The sequence below is a fragment of the Agrococcus terreus genome, assembly GCF_014645235.1.
In the GTDB taxonomy this organism is placed as follows: Bacteria; Actinomycetota; Actinomycetes; order Actinomycetales; family Microbacteriaceae; genus Agrococcus; species Agrococcus terreus.
The window spans coordinates 674722-689612 of sequence record NZ_BMLM01000002.1 but is presented as its reverse complement, the minus strand read 5'-3'; the positions used below and the strand labels follow the sequence as shown (position 1 = coordinate 689612).

The 14891-nt window shown below is 71.5% G+C and carries 15 protein-coding genes; 6 read left to right on the top strand and 9 right to left on the bottom strand.

Features of this window, described 5'->3' with window-relative positions:
* The first annotated feature begins 56 nt into the window (after positions 1–56).
* From IEW90_RS13130 to IEW90_RS13110, 5 genes are all read left to right on the top strand, one after another.
* Positions 57–629 carry an RNA polymerase sigma factor gene (locus IEW90_RS13130; protein WP_188718718.1) on the top strand — a complete coding sequence of 191 codons (573 nt, stop codon included), beginning with the start codon at positions 57–59 and terminating at the stop codon, positions 627–629.
* Positions 626–1507, top strand: coding sequence for a hypothetical protein (locus IEW90_RS13125; protein WP_188718717.1), 882 nt, complete (start codon positions 626–628; stop codon positions 1505–1507). The genes IEW90_RS13130 and IEW90_RS13125 overlap by 4 nt, the downstream gene beginning before the upstream one ends.
* A complete protein-coding gene (locus IEW90_RS13120) occupies positions 1504–2304 on the top strand; it encodes a hypothetical protein (protein ID WP_188718716.1) in 801 nt (266 codons plus the stop codon). The genes IEW90_RS13125 and IEW90_RS13120 overlap by 4 nt, the downstream gene beginning before the upstream one ends.
* 110 nt (positions 2305–2414) lie before the next feature.
* On the top strand, positions 2415–3335 hold the full coding sequence (locus IEW90_RS13115; protein WP_188718715.1) for a hypothetical protein: 921 nt from the start codon (positions 2415–2417) through the stop codon (positions 3333–3335).
* Positions 3336–3364: 29 nt separating this feature from the next.
* Complete coding sequence (locus IEW90_RS13110; protein WP_188718714.1) at positions 3365–4138, top strand: hypothetical protein; 774 nt, start codon at positions 3365–3367, stop codon at positions 4136–4138.
* A 76-nt stretch (positions 4139–4214) separates the two neighbouring features.
* Here IEW90_RS13110 and IEW90_RS13105 read toward each other — a convergent pair whose 3' ends face one another.
* From IEW90_RS13105 to IEW90_RS13095, 3 genes are all read right to left on the bottom strand, one after another.
* On the bottom strand, positions 4215–5048 hold the full coding sequence (locus IEW90_RS13105; protein WP_188718713.1) for a MetQ/NlpA family ABC transporter substrate-binding protein: 834 nt from the start codon (positions 5046–5048) through the stop codon (positions 4215–4217).
* Between the two features lie 107 nt (positions 5049–5155).
* Positions 5156–5914 carry a methionine ABC transporter permease gene (locus tag IEW90_RS13100; RefSeq protein WP_188718712.1) on the bottom strand — a complete coding sequence of 253 codons (759 nt, stop codon included), beginning with the start codon at positions 5912–5914 and terminating at the stop codon, positions 5156–5158.
* On the bottom strand, positions 5911–6978 hold the full coding sequence (locus IEW90_RS13095; protein WP_188718711.1) for a methionine ABC transporter ATP-binding protein: 1068 nt from the start codon (positions 6976–6978) through the stop codon (positions 5911–5913). Before IEW90_RS13095 ends, IEW90_RS13100 begins: the two co-directional genes overlap by 4 nt.
* Positions 6979–7240: 262 nt before the next feature.
* On the opposite strand from IEW90_RS13095, the gene IEW90_RS13090 reads away from it, so the two are divergent.
* Positions 7241–9184, top strand: coding sequence for a DUF262 domain-containing protein (locus IEW90_RS13090; protein WP_188718710.1), 1944 nt, complete (start codon positions 7241–7243; stop codon positions 9182–9184).
* A 24-nt stretch (positions 9185–9208) separates the two neighbouring features.
* On the opposite strand, the gene IEW90_RS13085 is transcribed toward IEW90_RS13090, so the two are convergent.
* From IEW90_RS13085 to IEW90_RS13060, 6 genes are all read right to left on the bottom strand, one after another.
* Entirely contained in the window at positions 9209–9919 is a 711-nt protein-coding gene (locus tag IEW90_RS13085; protein ID WP_188718709.1) for a hypothetical protein, read from the bottom strand.
* A gap of 60 nt (positions 9920–9979) precedes the next feature.
* Positions 9980–11485: an SDR family NAD(P)-dependent oxidoreductase gene (locus IEW90_RS13080; RefSeq protein WP_229679705.1), complete on the bottom strand. Its 1506-nt coding sequence runs from the start codon at positions 11483–11485 to the stop codon at positions 9980–9982.
* A gap of 124 nt (positions 11486–11609) precedes the next feature.
* Complete coding sequence (locus tag IEW90_RS13075; protein WP_188718708.1) at positions 11610–12152, bottom strand: LapA family protein; 543 nt, start codon at positions 12150–12152, stop codon at positions 11610–11612.
* Between the two features lie 106 nt (positions 12153–12258).
* Positions 12259–12498, bottom strand: a complete 240-nt coding sequence (locus IEW90_RS13070) for a putative acetyltransferase (RefSeq protein ID WP_188718707.1) — start codon at positions 12496–12498, stop codon at positions 12259–12261.
* The gene (locus IEW90_RS13065; RefSeq protein ID WP_188718706.1) at positions 12495–13775 is read right to left on the bottom strand and encodes a M18 family aminopeptidase; all 1281 of its coding nucleotides are present in this window, start codon (positions 13773–13775) and stop codon (positions 12495–12497) included. Before IEW90_RS13065 ends, IEW90_RS13070 begins: the two co-directional genes overlap by 4 nt.
* Positions 13776–13843: 68 nt before the next feature.
* Complete coding sequence (locus IEW90_RS13060) at positions 13844–14833, bottom strand: diacylglycerol/lipid kinase family protein (RefSeq protein WP_229679673.1); 990 nt, start codon at positions 14831–14833, stop codon at positions 13844–13846.
* Between the last annotated feature and the right edge of the window lie 58 nt (positions 14834–14891).

Genomic DNA, 14891 nt, shown 5'->3' with positions numbered 1-14891 from the left:
CGGGAATCTGGCGTGCCGGGCTGTGACCCGTCGGGCGGTGCCGGACAATCCTGGCTGTGGACCTCTCGCAGACCGACGAGCACCTCTGGCGTGCCGTCGTGCGGGGGGATGGCGTGGCCTTCGCGGCGATCTTCGACCGCCATGGCGACCGCGTCTGGCGCCACGCGTGGAGGATGATGCAGCACCGCCAGGACACCGAGGACGTCACCGCGGCCGTGTTCGCGGAGGCGTGGCGCAAGCGCGCCCGCGTGCGCATCGTCGACGACTCCGTGCTGCCGTGGCTGCTCGTCACCGCCACGAACTGCGCGCGCAACGCCCGCCGCAGCATCCGCCGCAACGAGCGGCTCATCGCGCACATCCCGCGCGGCGAAGACGCCCCGGACCCCGCGGTCGTCGCGGGCGATCGGTTCGAGCGGCTCGACGCCGGCTCGGCCGTCGCGGCCGCGATGCGCGAGCTGAGCGACAAGGACGCCGCGCTCGTCTCGCTCGTGATGCTCGAGGACGTGCCGCTGCCGGATGCGGCGCGCGCCCTGGGCATGACGTACGGCGCCGCGAAGACCCGCATCAGCCGCGCGAAGCAGCGCCTGCGCGGCCACCTCGAGACCGCGGCCGAGGAGCTGCCCGCATGAGCGACGAGCTGCCCGAGGGCCCGCGGATGAGCGCCGACTTCGAGGAGCGGATGCGGCGCGGCCTCTCGACGATGGCCGTGCGCGAGCGCGTGCGCGAGCGGCGCCGCAACCGCGCCATCGCGGGCGGTGCCGTGGCTGCCGCGGTCGTGGCGGTCGCCGGCGTCATCGGCGGGCAGGCGCTCGCGGGCCTCGCTCCCGAGCGCGACATGGCCGCACCGCCAGCGCCGACCACCTCCGCGACGTCGGAGCCCGTGCCGAGCGAGACCGCTGTGCCCGCGCCCACGCCGACCGAGACGGCACCGGCCGAGCCGACGCCGCCGCCCGGCTTCGAGGGGATCGCGGCCGGGGAGGCGCACGTCACGGCGTCCGTGCCGCTCGGTGAGGGTGGCGACGCCGGCGCCGCAGGAGGTCCCGACCCGAAGCAGATCGAAGGCTACGTCGACGTCTACGTGCTCTGCGAGGGGTCGGGGCAGGTGCTCGTCGGCGACACCCCGTGGCTCGACTGCGCACGGCTCCAGGAGGGGACGGTCATGCTCGACCTCGGCCGCGCGCTCTACCGCGACTTCGACGATCCCGAGATCCGCGGGACTGCCGACTTCACCGGCGTGATCCGGCAGGTGCAGCGCGGCGAGGCCCCGGCAGGCATCGGCGTCGGCGGCACCGCGACCGTGTACGTCGACTGCTGGTCCCGACCGTCCACGCTGCGCGTCGGGGGCGTGGACGTCACCGAGGGCTGCGGCACCGCGGTCGACGGGAGGTTCGTGACGGAGGTGGGCGCGTGGGGCATCCCGTTCGGGCCGGATCAGCTCATCCCGACGGTGGAGGTCGGCCCCGACGACCGCTCGAGCGGCGCGATCAGGCTGGTGATCCAGCGATGAGCGCTCGCAGGGCGATCGGGCCGGTCGCGCGCACGGCACTCGTCGCCGCGATCGCGCTCGGCCTCGCCGCGTGCACGCCCGGGGCGCTCGACGTCCGCACGAGCGAGGCGCCCTCGACGACCGCGCGGGCCACGTCCACGCCCGAGCCCAGCCCGACGATCCCCGAGCAGACGGCGACCAGCGAGCCGCCGACCACGCCGGCCGCGCAGACCGCGCCGCCCGTCATCCCTGCGCCCGCGCCCGCACCCGACAACCCCTACCAGGGCGAACCGGAGTGGCGGGTCGACGAGCCGCTCGTCGGGTCGTCGCTCGCCGGGCCGACGGTCGACGTGACCTTCGCGTGCCGCGAGCTCCACTGGGTGGTGCGGGTCGACGGGGTGGAGTACCCGTGCGCGGTCGGCTCGGGCTTCGATACGAGCTTCGACTGGGAGCAGCCCCCCGTGATCCTCGTCCCCGGGGTGCCGATCGAGCCGGGCGTCGCGCCGCGCATCGAGCAGCAGTGGTACGCCTCGTGGGATCCGGAGCTCAGCTGGGGCACCGCGGTCGTGACCGATCCGGGTGCCGTGCCCACCGAGGCCGCGCTCGGGCGGGCGATCGAGGGGCCGACGATGGTCGAGCTGCACTGCCGTCGCACCGGGACCATCGAGTTCGCCGGTGGGCTGGTCGGCTGCGGCCGTGGTGAGGGCGAGCAGCGGCTGGGGCCGCTGCCGGATCGAGGCTCTCTCGCGTTCCCGCCGCCTGTCGCGCCCGCGGGGATCTCCCCGGGCTACGCGGTGTTCTACGCCCCGGGGCAGTGACCGGGCGGCGGCGGGCCGTGATCGGATCGTGATCCGGCGCGCGTGACCGTCGGCGCATCCTGGACATGTCGGGGTGTGCGGGGGAGGGCTCCGCGGTGAGGGGGAGCGCCATGCGCGCACCGTCGGGCCGCAGGCTTGCGGCGATGGCGATGATCGTGACGGTCGCGGGCGGGCTCGCGGCCTGCGCGTCGGCCGGCAGCGCGGAGACGGCGACCGAACCCGCGAGCTCGCCTCGCGCGGCGGCGCCGGCGGCACCCGAGGTCGCTGCGCCGGAGCCGACGCGCGACGCATCCGACCGCGACCAGCCCGACGCGTCGCGGGCGACCGAGCCGGCCGTCGCGGTCGGCACCGGCGAGGGCACTCGTGCGCCGGCGCGGCCCTCGGCGCCCGCGCCGGCTCCGGCGCCCGCGCCCGCGCCGAGCACGCCGCCGGCGTCCGAGGAGCCGAGCGAGCCCGTGGCTCCGCCGTTCGTCGAGCACCCCGTCGCCTCCGGCGGGTTCACCACGCAGAACGGCTCCGCGAGCTTCACGGTGCCCGCCGGCTGGACCGGCACCGACCGCAGCCGCCTCGACGTCGCCTCGTTCGACGGGCCCACCTGGATCAACCTGGTCGACCTGCGCGGCGACGGCGCCGCGGTCCGGTTCCTCGAGAGCATGAGCGTCGGCCCGATCCCCGGGGCGCACCCCGGCGAGTTCGGCGTCGTCGACGCCCGACCCATCGCGGGCTCGATGGTGGCGCAGTCGTTCTGGCAGCGGGATGCGCGTGGCGGCTTCGTGCCGCACGTCGCGATCGTCACGGTGCAGCAGCAGGCCGCGCACGGCTTCCCGGCAGGCATGATCCAGCACGTCGCGTGGCCGGGCGAGGGTTGCTCCACCGTCGTCGCCGAACTCTCCGGCGCGCCAGGGTTCCGCAGCGCCTTCGCGTCCGAGGCCGAGGCCGTCGCCTTCCTGCGGACGGCGCCTGCCGCGGCCGCGCTCGACGTCATCGCGAGCGTCCGCTACACGGGCCTCGACGGCCGAACCCTGCCCTGACGCCGACCCCGACCGAGATCGAGGCATCCATGCACCGCATCCAGTACCGCGTCCAGCGCCGCTCCGTGCTCCTGCTCGCCGTCGTCGCCGTCTCCTGCCTGCTCGCCGCCTGTGCGGCGGGCGGCGCCGGCGACGACGTCGAGAGCGCTCCGGCGACGACCGCCTCGGCCGCGCCGAGCGGCACACCCACCGCGGCGCCGGCATCGACCCCGACGGCGACCCCGACCGCGACCCCTGAGGAGCAGTCGTTCGAGACGCAGAACGGCACCATGCGCATCCGCATCCCCGCCGGCTGGACGGTCGAGGACCGCAGCGGCCTCGTCGTCAACCACGACGGCCGGCAGCAGTGGGACAACGCGGTGCGCTTCACGGCGCCGACGGGGGAGGTCCTGGGCTACTACGACGGCTACATGTCCGACACCGGCGTCGCGAGCACCGAGCACGGCGTCGTCGACGAGCGACCCATCGCGGACGGCGTCGTCGCGACGGCGTGGTGGGAGCGGTACGAGGACGGCCCGTACCGCGCGTTCGTGAGCCTGCAGCCCGGCCAGGGGGCACCGGCCGCATCGGCGCTCGTCGGCGCGGGCGACGCGAACCGCGGCCACTCCCTCATCCTGAGGAGCGACGTGATCGGCTACGACGCACCGTCGTACGCCTCCCAGGCGGAGGCGGAGGCCGCCCTCTCGACGCCGGAGGTGCAGCGGGCGCTCGACATCATGTCGACGCTCGAGCTCACCGGCGTCGACCAGTACGCGATGCCGGAGGGCGTCGAGGTCGAGGGCGACGGTCCGGACGCTCCGTAGCCCGCGTGCTCCGGCACGCGCACATGCGGAGGGCCCGCATCCGATGGGGATGCGGGCCCTCGTGCGTGCGCAGGCGTCAGTCGGCGACGGGGACGATGAGGCCGCCCCACGTGTCGAGGATGTACTGCTTCGTCTCGGGCGACGTGAGCAGCTCGGTGAGCGCCGCGATGCGCGGGTCGTCCTGCAGCTCGGGCGTCGTGGCGAGGATGTTGAAGTAGTTCGAGTCGTCGCCCTCGACCAGGATCTGCTGGTCGGTGGTGAGGCCGGCGGGCAGCGCGAACGAGGCGGTCACGAAGACCGCGTCGTTGTCGGGCAGCGCGAGCGGCAGGGTGGCGTTCTCGACCTCGGTGAACTGGAAGTTCGACGGGTTCGCGGTGATGTCCTGGAGCGTCGTGGCGCCCTCGGCGATCTCGATGAGGCCCTCCTGCGCGAGGAGGCCCAGCGCGCGGCCCTCGTTCGTCGGGTCGTTCGGGATGGCGATCGTCGCTCCGTCCTCGAGCTCGTCGAGGCTCGTGAGCGTCTCGGAGTAGAAGGCGGCGGCGGGCAGGTAGATCTCGCCGGCCGAGACGAGCGAGCCGCCGGCCTGCTCGTTGTAGGTCTCCATGAACGTCGCGTTCTGGAAGAGGTTCGCGTCGGTCGAGCCGTCGGTGAGCGCCGGGTTGGGCGTGTTGTAGTCCGAGAACTCGACGAACTCGATGTCGAGGCCGGCCTCCTCGGCCAGGTTCTCGTCGACCCAGCGGAGCAGGTCGCCGGCGGGCACGGGCAGCGCGCCGACGCGGACGGTGCCGAGCGAGCCGCCGTCCGAGGCTGCGGGCTCGGAGGCGTTGCCCGTCGAGCAGGCGGCGAGGGCGGCGACGGCGGTCGCGCCGGCGAGGACGGCCGTTAGGCGACGGCGGAGGGTGGTGGTCATTGGTGATCCTTCGGGATGCGGTGGTGGGGGATGCGGTGGTGCGGGCGGGGTGGGATGCCTCGTGGGCGGTTCGTGGGGCGGCGGGTGCCGCGGCTGGGTGGTCGCGCTCAGGCCTTGACCGGCTCCACGCCGGTCTCGGCGGCCGCGACGCGGCGGCGCTTGGCGGGCTCGATGCCGGCGCGCTTCGCGAGCAGCGTGAACGCCCACTGGATGAGCTGCACGAGCACGAAGAGGATGATGACGACGCCGACGATGTGCAGCCAGCTGTAGCGCTGCATGCCGTAGGTGAGGGCGACGTTGCCGAGGCCGCCGCCGCCGACCACGCCGACCATCGCCGAGAAGTTGATGATCGAGGTGACCGTGGTCGCGGCGCCCAGCAGGATCGCCGGGGTCGCCTGCGGCAGCAGCACGCGGCGCACGAGCAGCCAGCGGCTCGCGCCCAGCGACTCCGCCGCCTCGAACAGGCCCGGGTCGACCTCGCGCACGGCGATCTCGACGACGCGCACGAAGAACGGGATGGCCACGATCGTGAGCGGCACGATCGCGGGGCCCGTGCCGATGAACGAGCCGAGCAGCAGGCGCGTGAACGGGATGAGCGCGATCATCAGCACGATGAACGGCACCGAGCGGCCGAGGTTCACGACGAAGCCGAGCACCGCGTTGATCGCCTGCCCCAGCCTCCGGCTGCCGAACGGCGCCTCGAGGAAGCGGCCGCGCTCGGTGCCGACGAGCACGATGCCGAGCGGCAGGCCCACGATCGTCGTGATGACCATCGCGATGCCGACCATGTAGAGCGTCTCCCACGTGCCCTCGAGGAGCACCTGGATGAGCTGCGGCCAGAAGGTGGGGCTCGTGACGTCGATCATGCGGGGACCTCCGCCTTCGTCGTGCTCGTGCTCGCGCTCGTGCTCGCGCTCGCGCTCGTGGCGATGGTGCCGGTGGTGGCCGGGTCGACCTCCCACGCGGTGACGCCGTGGTCGCCGAGCCGGTCGATGACGCGGCGGGAGGTGGTCTCGTCGCCGGGGATCGCGAGGCGCGTGCGGCCGGCCTGCACGCCGCCGATGGTCTCGAGGGCGGCGCCGAGGATGCTCACGTCGAGGCCGAAGTCGCGCGAGAGCTGCGCGATGACGGGGCGGTCGGCGCTGAGGCCGGCGTAGGTGACGTCGACGATGCGGTGGCCGGGGATGCCGTGCGCCTCGCCCACGGGGAAGAGCTCGGCGGCGACGCGGCTGTGCGGCGTGGTGATGAGCTGCTCGAGCGTGCCCTGCTCGATGACGCGGCCGTCCTCCATGAGGGCGGCGGCGTCGCAGATGCGCTTGACGACGTCCATCTCGTGCGTGATGAGCAGCACCGTGAGGCCGAGCTCGCGGCTGAGGCGCTGGATGAGGTCGAGGATCTGGCGCGTGGTCTCGGGGTCGAGGGCGCTCGTGGCCTCGTCGGAGAGCAGCACGTCGGGGCCGGAGGCGAGGGCGCGGGCGATGCCGACGCGCTGACGCTGGCCGCCGGAGAGCTGGGCCGGCTTGTCGTCGGCCTTGTGCGCGAGGCCGACGAGATCGAGCATCTCGAGCGCCTTGGGGCGGCGGTCCTTCTTGGCCGTGCCGGTCGCCTCGAGGGCGAGCTCGACGTTCTGCGCGACGGTGCGGTTGCCGACGAGGTTGAAGTGCTGGAACACCATGCCGATGCGGTGGCGCTCGGTGCGCAGCGCTTGGCCGGTGAGAGCGGTGACCTCGACGCCGTCGACGACGACACGGCCGGAGTCGGGGCGCTCGAGGGCGTTGACGGTGCGCAGCAGCGTCGACTTGCCGGCGCCGGACTGGCCGACGACGCCGAAGATCTGGCCGCGCGCGACCTGGATGGAGACGTCGTCGAGGGCGACGACCGCATCCGGGCCGTCGCCGAAGCGGCGGCTGACGTGCTCGATGGAGATCACTGGGGCGCTCCTGGGGGCAGGGAACTCGGGCCGACCGCCGGGGGAGCGGCCGGTTCCGGGTACGCGCGTGGGAGCGCGCGCTGGCTTGGGGGATGCGACGGCCCCGGCACCGCGCGCCCGTCCAGTGTGCCGGGGGATCAGATAGCGCGGGGGAATGTGACGGTGTGTGACGGGGGCGGGGGTATCGATGAAACTCCTCTTCGTCGAGGCTCCAGTGCGTAAGCTGAGCGAAGCGCAACTTCAGACTCAACGGAGACCGTCCATGCAACCCTTCAACGCCGTAATCGAGAAGCTTCTGGGGTCTCCCATCGAGTACCAGATCCCGTCATTCCAACGACCGTATTCCTGGGGCAAGGAGCAGCTGGACGTCCTTTGGTTGGACTTGCTGGAGCAATACCGACTCGCGCTTCCGAACTGGGAGCGACGCATCGGAGACGACTTCGCCGATCGGGTCGAACATCTGCCACGCCACTACATGGGCACGCTGGTTCTCAAGCCAGGGCCTGAGGCTCGGCCTCAGCGCGTCGCGGTGATCGATGGTCAGCAGCGGTTGACCACAATCGTCCTGATGCTCGCTGTTCTCCGCGATCGAGTGGTGGCTGGCGCGGCGGACTTGACCGAGCGAGAGGCGGAATGGGAGCGGCTGTCTTACGACTACCTGTTGAACCAACGATCGTCGGCAAGCCCACTTCGCCTATCGTCTCTGGACGCCGACGCGATCGCGCTCGAGGCAATTCTGAAGAATAAGACCGGACAGCCAGTGAGTGCAACCCAAATTGGCTTGGATGGTCGTCGGCGGTACCCTGTGCTCAACGCATACCGGTACTTCCACGCGGAGTATGCGCGTTCCCGTGTTAACCCAGGTACGCCGCAGCTGGAGACATACGCGGACCTCTTCCCAATTGACCTGGGCTTGCTTGAGGCCGTGATCACCACTCGCCTAAAGTTCATTGAGATTCGGGTCGACAACAATGACGATGCGAACGCCATTTTCGCCTCGTTGAACGCGAAGGGGTTGGGGCTGTCGCAGCTCCAGCTGGTGAAGAATCTAATCTTCATGGTTGGCCGAGATGAGGAGTCTCGAGTTCAGCAGAAGTGGAAGCAGATCTCGGATCTCGTCGAGGATGAGAAGAGTCAGAATCTGCTCCTTTGGGCTGACATCGTCAGCAGAGGAAAGACGATCCTTCAGAGCAAAACCTACGAGGAAATCCAGCGTCAACTTTCCACTGCGGGCAATGATGCGGCGGCGGTTGAGAATTATCTTGACCAGCTTCGCTCTCGTGCGCAGGTGTTCGGACGGCTCTTAAGGCCCGAGTTGATCTCGGATCTTGAGCTGCGAAGCGCTGTCCAGCGGGTACTCCGTGCTGGCAACGTTACCCCGTACGCGATACTCCTCTACATCCTCGTCGAACTCGACGCCGGCAGGGCCGATCGACAGCAGGTCCTGGCCGCGCTTGCTCACGTCGAGAGCTATCTCGTGCGCCGATTCCTGGCCGACAAATCGCCGCAAAACCTCACTACTCAGTTCGCCACCGCGATCGGCAGGGCGATCGGTGCCGATGGGACTCTCGAGTCCCGAGTTGCCACAGCGCTCGGCGCGCAACCGGAGAACTGGCCAAATGATTCGGTAATCATGGCCATCGGTCCTCGAGTCGACTTTTACCACAATCAGAAGGTGGCGCAGAGGATGCTCGTGTTGGAGCGACTCGATCATTTTCTCGACCCGTCGTCGCAGCTCAATTATGAGCTGACGGACCGCTCCATAGAGCACGTGCTGCCGCAGGCGCAGGTAGCGAGCTGGAGCGCCTCACTCGCAGAGATCGGAGATTCGCTCGAAGAGGTCCACCGCGATCTCCTGCACACGATCGGCAACCTCACTGTTGTGACGCCTGATGAGAACTCTCGGCTCGGGGTGTTGCTAATGCCCGAAAAGTCCGCACTGTATCAAAATTCAGCATACCCGCTCACCAGGGAGCTAGCAAATCACTTTGAATGGCAGGAAGTCGAGGGCTATTGGGGCTCGACAGGAATCCGGGCCAGATCTGAGGAACTGCTTTCGCGAGCGTGCTCGCTGTGGCCGCGTCCCGCCAGTTCACCGTTTAAGTCGCTCGAGAACGTGGAGACGGATGCGAGTGACGAAGGCGAGCGAACAGAGGGCTTCGCCGGCGTGCCAGACGAAGAGGTCCAAGGCGAGACGGCTTTTTGAATCTCAGCCGAATGTTGAGGCGGTTCACACTCCAGTAGCAAGCTGAAGCAGGAGTGCTGGGGCGTTGGCTACCAGCGATGCGCTCGCTTGCAGCGTCACCTCGCCAGCGAAGCGCGAGATCGCAGCTTGCCATTTCGTGGGGTCTTTCGAGCCCGCCTGCGCGCTGAAAGCGGCAGCGGTGGTAGCTTTCCACAGCCCTTCAACGTCCTTGCGTGTGGGGTCTCCGGCGAGTAGGTCATCGAACTGGTCGAGCAGGTGCCGAAGTCCAGTGGCGACAAATTCGGGAAGCGACTCATCCTGGTCAAGAACACTTCGCAGGTCGCTGCTGCGGCTGCGAAGCTCGACGACCATGTCTGGCAGCGCGGACTCACTATCGAGGATCGAGCGGAGCGAGAGGATGGCGCTCAGGCTGCGGAGCTGGCCAATCGGCTCGGAGGGAAGCATGTGCGCGTGGGGCACAGCCGCGCTCCAAGTTAGATCTTGGGCGATGACGAGCTTCATCCAAATCGGTACCAGCGGGCGGAAGTGCTCGATCTTTCCCTCATGACCGATTGCGGCCATGTCGTCGAGGGCCTGCGGAATCTCGGACACTGCTCGAAAAGCTCGCAAGTGCATGTCGACTTGGTCCTCCCGATCAAGGCCGCGGATGGCCTTCAGGGAGGAGCGGGGATCGACTGAGCGCGCTTGAGACCAGTGATCAAAGACGTTGAGGAGCTCTTCTGCAGGATTGCTCATGATTGGACAATAGCGGTGAGAGGGCGGCGCAGCTACCGCTAGAGCCGGCGGTACTACTGTTCACCAGGACCCGACCGAGTAGTCCTTCAGGAACACCCCGAACAGGTCCTCGCCAGCCTCGCCGCGCACGATCGGGTCGTACACGCGGGCCGCTCCGTCGACGAGGTCCAGCGGCGCGTGGAAGCCCTCCTCCGCCAGCCGCACCTTCGTGAAGTGGGGGCGCTCATCCGTGATCCAGCCGGTGTCGACGGCGGTCATGAGGATGCGGTCGGCCTCGAACATCTCGCGCGCGCTCGTGCGCGTGAGCATGTTGAGCGCCGCCTTCGCCATGTTCGTGTGCGGGTGGCCGGGGCCCTTGTAGCCGCGGCCGAAGACGCCCTCCATCGCCGACACGTTCACCACGTAGGTGCGCCGCGCATCCGACGCCGCCATCGCCGGCCGCAGCTTCGACACCAGCAGGAACGGCGCCGTCATGTTCGCCAGCTGCACCTCGAGCATCTCGATCGGCTCGACCTGGTCGACGTGCTGGGTCCACGAGTTCACGTGCTCCTCGTCGGGCACGAGCCCGCCGGCGTCGATCGCGGTGCCGGCCGCGAGTCGCTCGAGCGACGACGAGCCGGCCGCCATCGCCTCCGACGCGAGCCGCTGCGCGTCGAGCGCGTCGGCGTCGCGGGCGGCGCTGGCGAGGATCGGGTGGTTCGCCACCGAGGCGGCGAGGGCCAGCGGATGCGCGTCGTTCGTGTGGCCGAAGGTCACGAGCTCGGGCAGCGGTCCGCCGCCCGTCGACGACGCCGGCAGCGGCGCGAGCTCGGCCTGCACGAGCGGCTGGTAGGCGCCGGGGGAGCGGCGCACGGTCTGTGCGGCGTTGTTGATGAGGATGTCGAGCGGACCGGCGGCGGCGACTTCCTCGGCGAGGCCGATCACCTGCGCCGGGTCGCGCAGGTCGATGCCGACGACCTTGAGGCGGTCGATCCACTCCGGCGCATCCGGCAGCGACGAGAAGCGGCGCACCGCATCGCGCGGGAAGCGCGTCGTGATGGTCGTGTGGGCGCCGTCGCGCAGCAGCCGCAGCGCGATGTGCATGCCGATCTTCGCCCGGCCGCCCGTGAGCAGCGCGCGCTTGCCGGTGAGGTCGGTGCGCGCATCGCGCTTCGCGTGGCTCATCGCCGCGCACTCGGGGCAGAGCTGGTGGTAGAACGCGTCGACCACCGTGTACTGCTGCTTGCAGATGTAGCAGCCGCGCGCCTTGAGGAGCGTGCCGGCCGTCGGCGTCGCGGTGCGGGTGGCGAGCGGGATGCCGCGGGTCTCGTCGTCGATGCGGTCGGGCGCCCCGGTGGCGGTCGCGGCGACGACGGCGCGGTCGGCGGCGGCGATGCGTGCGCGCTTCTCGCGGCGGCCGGCTTGCTTCACCTCGCGGAACATGTTCGCGGTCGCGCGGCGGACGGCGACGTAGCGCGGGTCCTGCTTGTCCATCCGGTCGAGGGTCGCGAGCACGCGGAGCGTCGTGGCGACGTCGTCCTCGGAGAGCGTCGCGGGCGCTGTTGCGGTGGCCTCGGATGCGTCCACGGCGGCCGCGTCGGGGTGCGCGGGCGCGACGGAAGAGGGGTCCTGCGGGTGGGGGAGCACGATGGATTCTACCGAGCGGGCGTGCTCCCGTGCGGCGACGCCGGTCGGCGCCGCCGCCGGGGCGTTAGCGGATCGCCTGGCGGATGGCCACCCGCTCCTTCTCCAGCCGGCGCACGCGGCGGCTCAGCTTGAACAGCCGCACCGAGCCGAGCAGCGCCGTGATGAGCACGCCCGCGATCGCCGCGAACAGCATCGCGACACCCAGCGGCAGACTGAACTCGAAGCCGAGGTAGGCGAAGTCGGCCGACACGTTGTTCTGCAGGATGAAGATCAGCAGCAGGATCAGGATGATCGTGCCGAGGATGAGCGCGATCCACGTGCCGCCCGAGAGGCCCTGCCGCTGGTGCTGGTCGAGCGTCGGGTCGAGGTGGATGCGCGTGGGCTCGACGCCGTCGGCGGTCGTCCCGCGGCGGTCGGTGGCGGCCGTCTCCGTGCGGTCGACGCGCTCGGTCGGCGTGCGGTCGCCGTCGAGGCGCGCGGTGGGTGCGGTGCCGTCGGCTCGGTGGGCGTCGCCCGTGCGGTCGGCGATGCGCGCGTCGTCGTGCAGCGCGGGGTCGGCCGCGGGGTCGCGGCGTCGGCCGTCGGCGTCGAAGGTCTCGTTCGTCATGGTGCGCTCCTCCTCGAAGGTGCTGGGAGCCCCACGCTAGCCACGCAAGCCGAGCGCGAGCCGGGCACCGCATCCTGCGACCGCGGCCCGACCAGCCCGGCCCCGCTCAGCGCGGCCGCGGCGCCGGAGGCGGCGGCACCCGCTTCGCGAGCAGCACGTCGGCGAGCGCGACGGTCACGTCGCCGGCGCGGGTGCGCACGACGCACGCATCCGCATCCACGCCCACGAGGTCGCCCAGCGCATCCGACGCCTTGTGCGCGTCGCCGTGCAGCCGGAACCGCACCACCACCCGCGTGCCGAGCGGCAGCGAGCGCAGCAGCGCGACCGCGGCAGCCGGCCCGCTCACCCGCGGAAGAAGGCCTCCGCCACGTGCGCCAGGTCGAGCAGGTCGCTCGTGCCGGCCAGCTCGCGCGCGGAGTGCATCGAGAGGATCGGGATGCCCACGTCGACCGTGCGGATGCCGATGCGGGTGGCCGTGATCGGGCCGATCGTCGAGCCGCACGGCACCGTGTTGTTCGACACGAACGACTGGCTCGTGACGCCGGCCGCGTCGCACCAGCCGAGCCACGCGGCCGAGCCGACGCCGTCGGTCGTGTACCGCTGGTTCGCGTTCACCTTGAGGATCGGGCCGGAGCCGAGCACCGGCTGCACGACCGGGTCGTGCTTCTCGGCGTAGTTCGGGTGCACCGAGTGGCCCACGTCGCTCGAGACGCACCACGACGCGGCGAGCGCGCGCATCCGCTCCTCGCGGCTCGCGCCGAGGCCGAGACCGATGCGCTCGAGCACCTCCTCGAGGAACGGGCCGGCCGCGCCCGAGCGCGTCGCCGATCCGATCTCCTCGTGGTCGAAGGCGGCGAGCACGGGGATGTGGTCGGCGGCGGTCTCGTCGGCGGCGGCTGCGATGAGCGCGACGACACCCGCGTGCACGCTTGCGAGGTCGTCGAGTCGACCGGCGGCGAAGAACGCGTCGTCCTTGCCGAAGACGGCGCCGCGCGCCGCATCCGCCGTGACGAGGTCCCAGCCGCGGATGCGGCCCGCGTCGACGCCGGCGGTGCCGGCGACCTCGGCGAGCAGGTCGGCGGAGTCTGCCGCGCCGAGCCCCCACACCGGCTGCGTCTGGCGCTGCTTGTCGAGCGCGAGGTGGTCGTTGGCCTCGCGGTCGAGGTGGATGGCGAGCTGCGGCAGGCGCAGCAGCGGGCCCGAGTCGGCGAGCACGACGCTGCCGTCGTCGAGCACGAGCCGGCCCGCGAGGCGCAGCTCGCGGTCGAGCCACGAGTTGAGCAGCGGCCCGCCGTAGATCTCGACGCCCGCCTGCAGCCAGCCGTGCGCGCCGGTGCTCGGCTGCGGCTTGAGCTTGAAGCCGGGGGAGTCGGTGTGGGCCCCGAAGATGCGGACGGGGCTGGTGGCCGTCGCGCCGGCGGGCACGACCCACGCGATCACGGCGCCCTCGCGCACCACGAGGTGCTTGCCGGCGCCGGTCGACCAGGCCTCGGCCTCGTCGCGGCGCTCGAAGCCGGCGTCCTCCAGGCGGCGGGCCACCTCGGCGGCCGCGTGGTAGCTCGAGGGGGATGCGGCGATGAAGCCTGCGAGGTCGTCGGCGTGGGCGAGAGCGGCTGCGGGCACGGGGCGTCCTCCAGATCGACGGGTTCGTCGAGCCTATCGAGGCGCGCGGCCGGATCACCCGGCCGCGATCAGGCCGGCGCGGGCATCCGCAGCAGCACGCCGCCGGGCTCCACCGTGATCCGCGCCGCGACCACGCGGCCGAAGTCGTCGCCGTCGAGCTGGATGGTCTGCCCCTGCCGGAAGCGCACGTCGAACCGCCGCGCCTGCGCGAAGTGCAGCCCGCCCGGCGCCGGCACCGCGCGCAGCAGCCACCGCCCCGCACGGGTCGTCCGCAGCGGACCGCCGAGCGTGAGCCGCGACCCGATCCGCGCCCACGCCGCCGCCGACCTCGGCCGGAACAGCGCCACGTCGAGCAGGCCGTCGTCGACGACCGCGTCGGGCAGCAGCAGCAGGTTGGCCGTGAGCATGCCGCAGTTGCCGACGATGACGGTGTGCGCCCGCACCGACCGCGCCCGGCCGTCGTCGATGCGGTAGTGCAGGAACAGCTGCTCGTCGCCGATGATCGAGCGCGCGATCGGGTCGACGTACGCGGCCCAGCCCACCATCCGCTTGAGCGCGGCGTCGGTGTTCGCGGCCATGCTCGCGTCGAGCCCGATGCCCGCCATGACCAGGAACGGATGCGTCGTGCGGCTGCCGTCGCCGCGCTCGAGCCGCGCGATGGCGAGGTCGATGGGCCGGTCGACGCCGGCGAGCGCGGTCTCGACGCTGCGGCGCAGGTCCGTGAGCGGCAGCCCGAGGTTGCGGGCGAGCAGGTTGCCCGTGCCGGAGGGCAGGAGGGCGATCGGGATGCGGCGCTCGCGGATGGTCGACGCGACCACGCGCAGCGTGCCGTCGCCGCCCGCCACGAGCACGACCTCCGGCTCGGCGTCGGCCGCGGCGACCGCGGCGGCGGCGCCCGAGTCGTCGGCGGCGGTCTCGAACCAGCGCGTCGGCGCCCATCCGTGCCGCTCCTCCGCCTCGCGCACGATCGGCTCGAGCTTGCGCCGCGGCGCCTTGATCGGGTGGTGCACGACCGCCGCGCGTCGCGGCGCCCCGCGCAGCTCCCGTTCGTCGTCCACGGCGCGACGCTACGCGCGCCGCCTGGCAGTCGGCCTCGTCGGGGCTCTGCGGCAGCGG

What these genes read in the sequence shown, in the direction of transcription:
- IEW90_RS13125 (WP_188718717.1), top strand. Translation starts at nt 626, where the DNA reads ATGAGCGACGAGCTGCCCGAGGGCCCGCGGATGAGCGCCGACTTCGAG.
- IEW90_RS13105 (WP_188718713.1), bottom strand. Translation starts at nt 5,048, where the DNA reads ATGACCACCACCCTCCGCCGTCGCCTAACGGCCGTCCTCGCCGGCGCG.
- IEW90_RS13100 (WP_188718712.1), bottom strand. Translation starts at nt 5,914, where the DNA reads ATGATCGACGTCACGAGCCCCACCTTCTGGCCGCAGCTCATCCAGGTG.
- IEW90_RS13085 (WP_188718709.1), bottom strand. Translation starts at nt 9,919, where the DNA reads ATGAGCAATCCTGCAGAAGAGCTCCTCAACGTCTTTGATCACTGGTCT.
- IEW90_RS13120 (WP_188718716.1), top strand. Translation starts at nt 1,504, where the DNA reads ATGAGCGCTCGCAGGGCGATCGGGCCGGTCGCGCGCACGGCACTCGTC.
- IEW90_RS13090 (WP_188718710.1), top strand. Translation starts at nt 7,241, where the DNA reads ATGCAACCCTTCAACGCCGTAATCGAGAAGCTTCTGGGGTCTCCCATC.
- IEW90_RS13115 (WP_188718715.1), top strand. Translation starts at nt 2,415, where the DNA reads ATGCGCGCACCGTCGGGCCGCAGGCTTGCGGCGATGGCGATGATCGTG.
- IEW90_RS13110 (WP_188718714.1), top strand. Translation starts at nt 3,365, where the DNA reads ATGCACCGCATCCAGTACCGCGTCCAGCGCCGCTCCGTGCTCCTGCTC.
- IEW90_RS13075 (WP_188718708.1), bottom strand. Translation starts at nt 12,152, where the DNA reads ATGACGAACGAGACCTTCGACGCCGACGGCCGACGCCGCGACCCCGCG.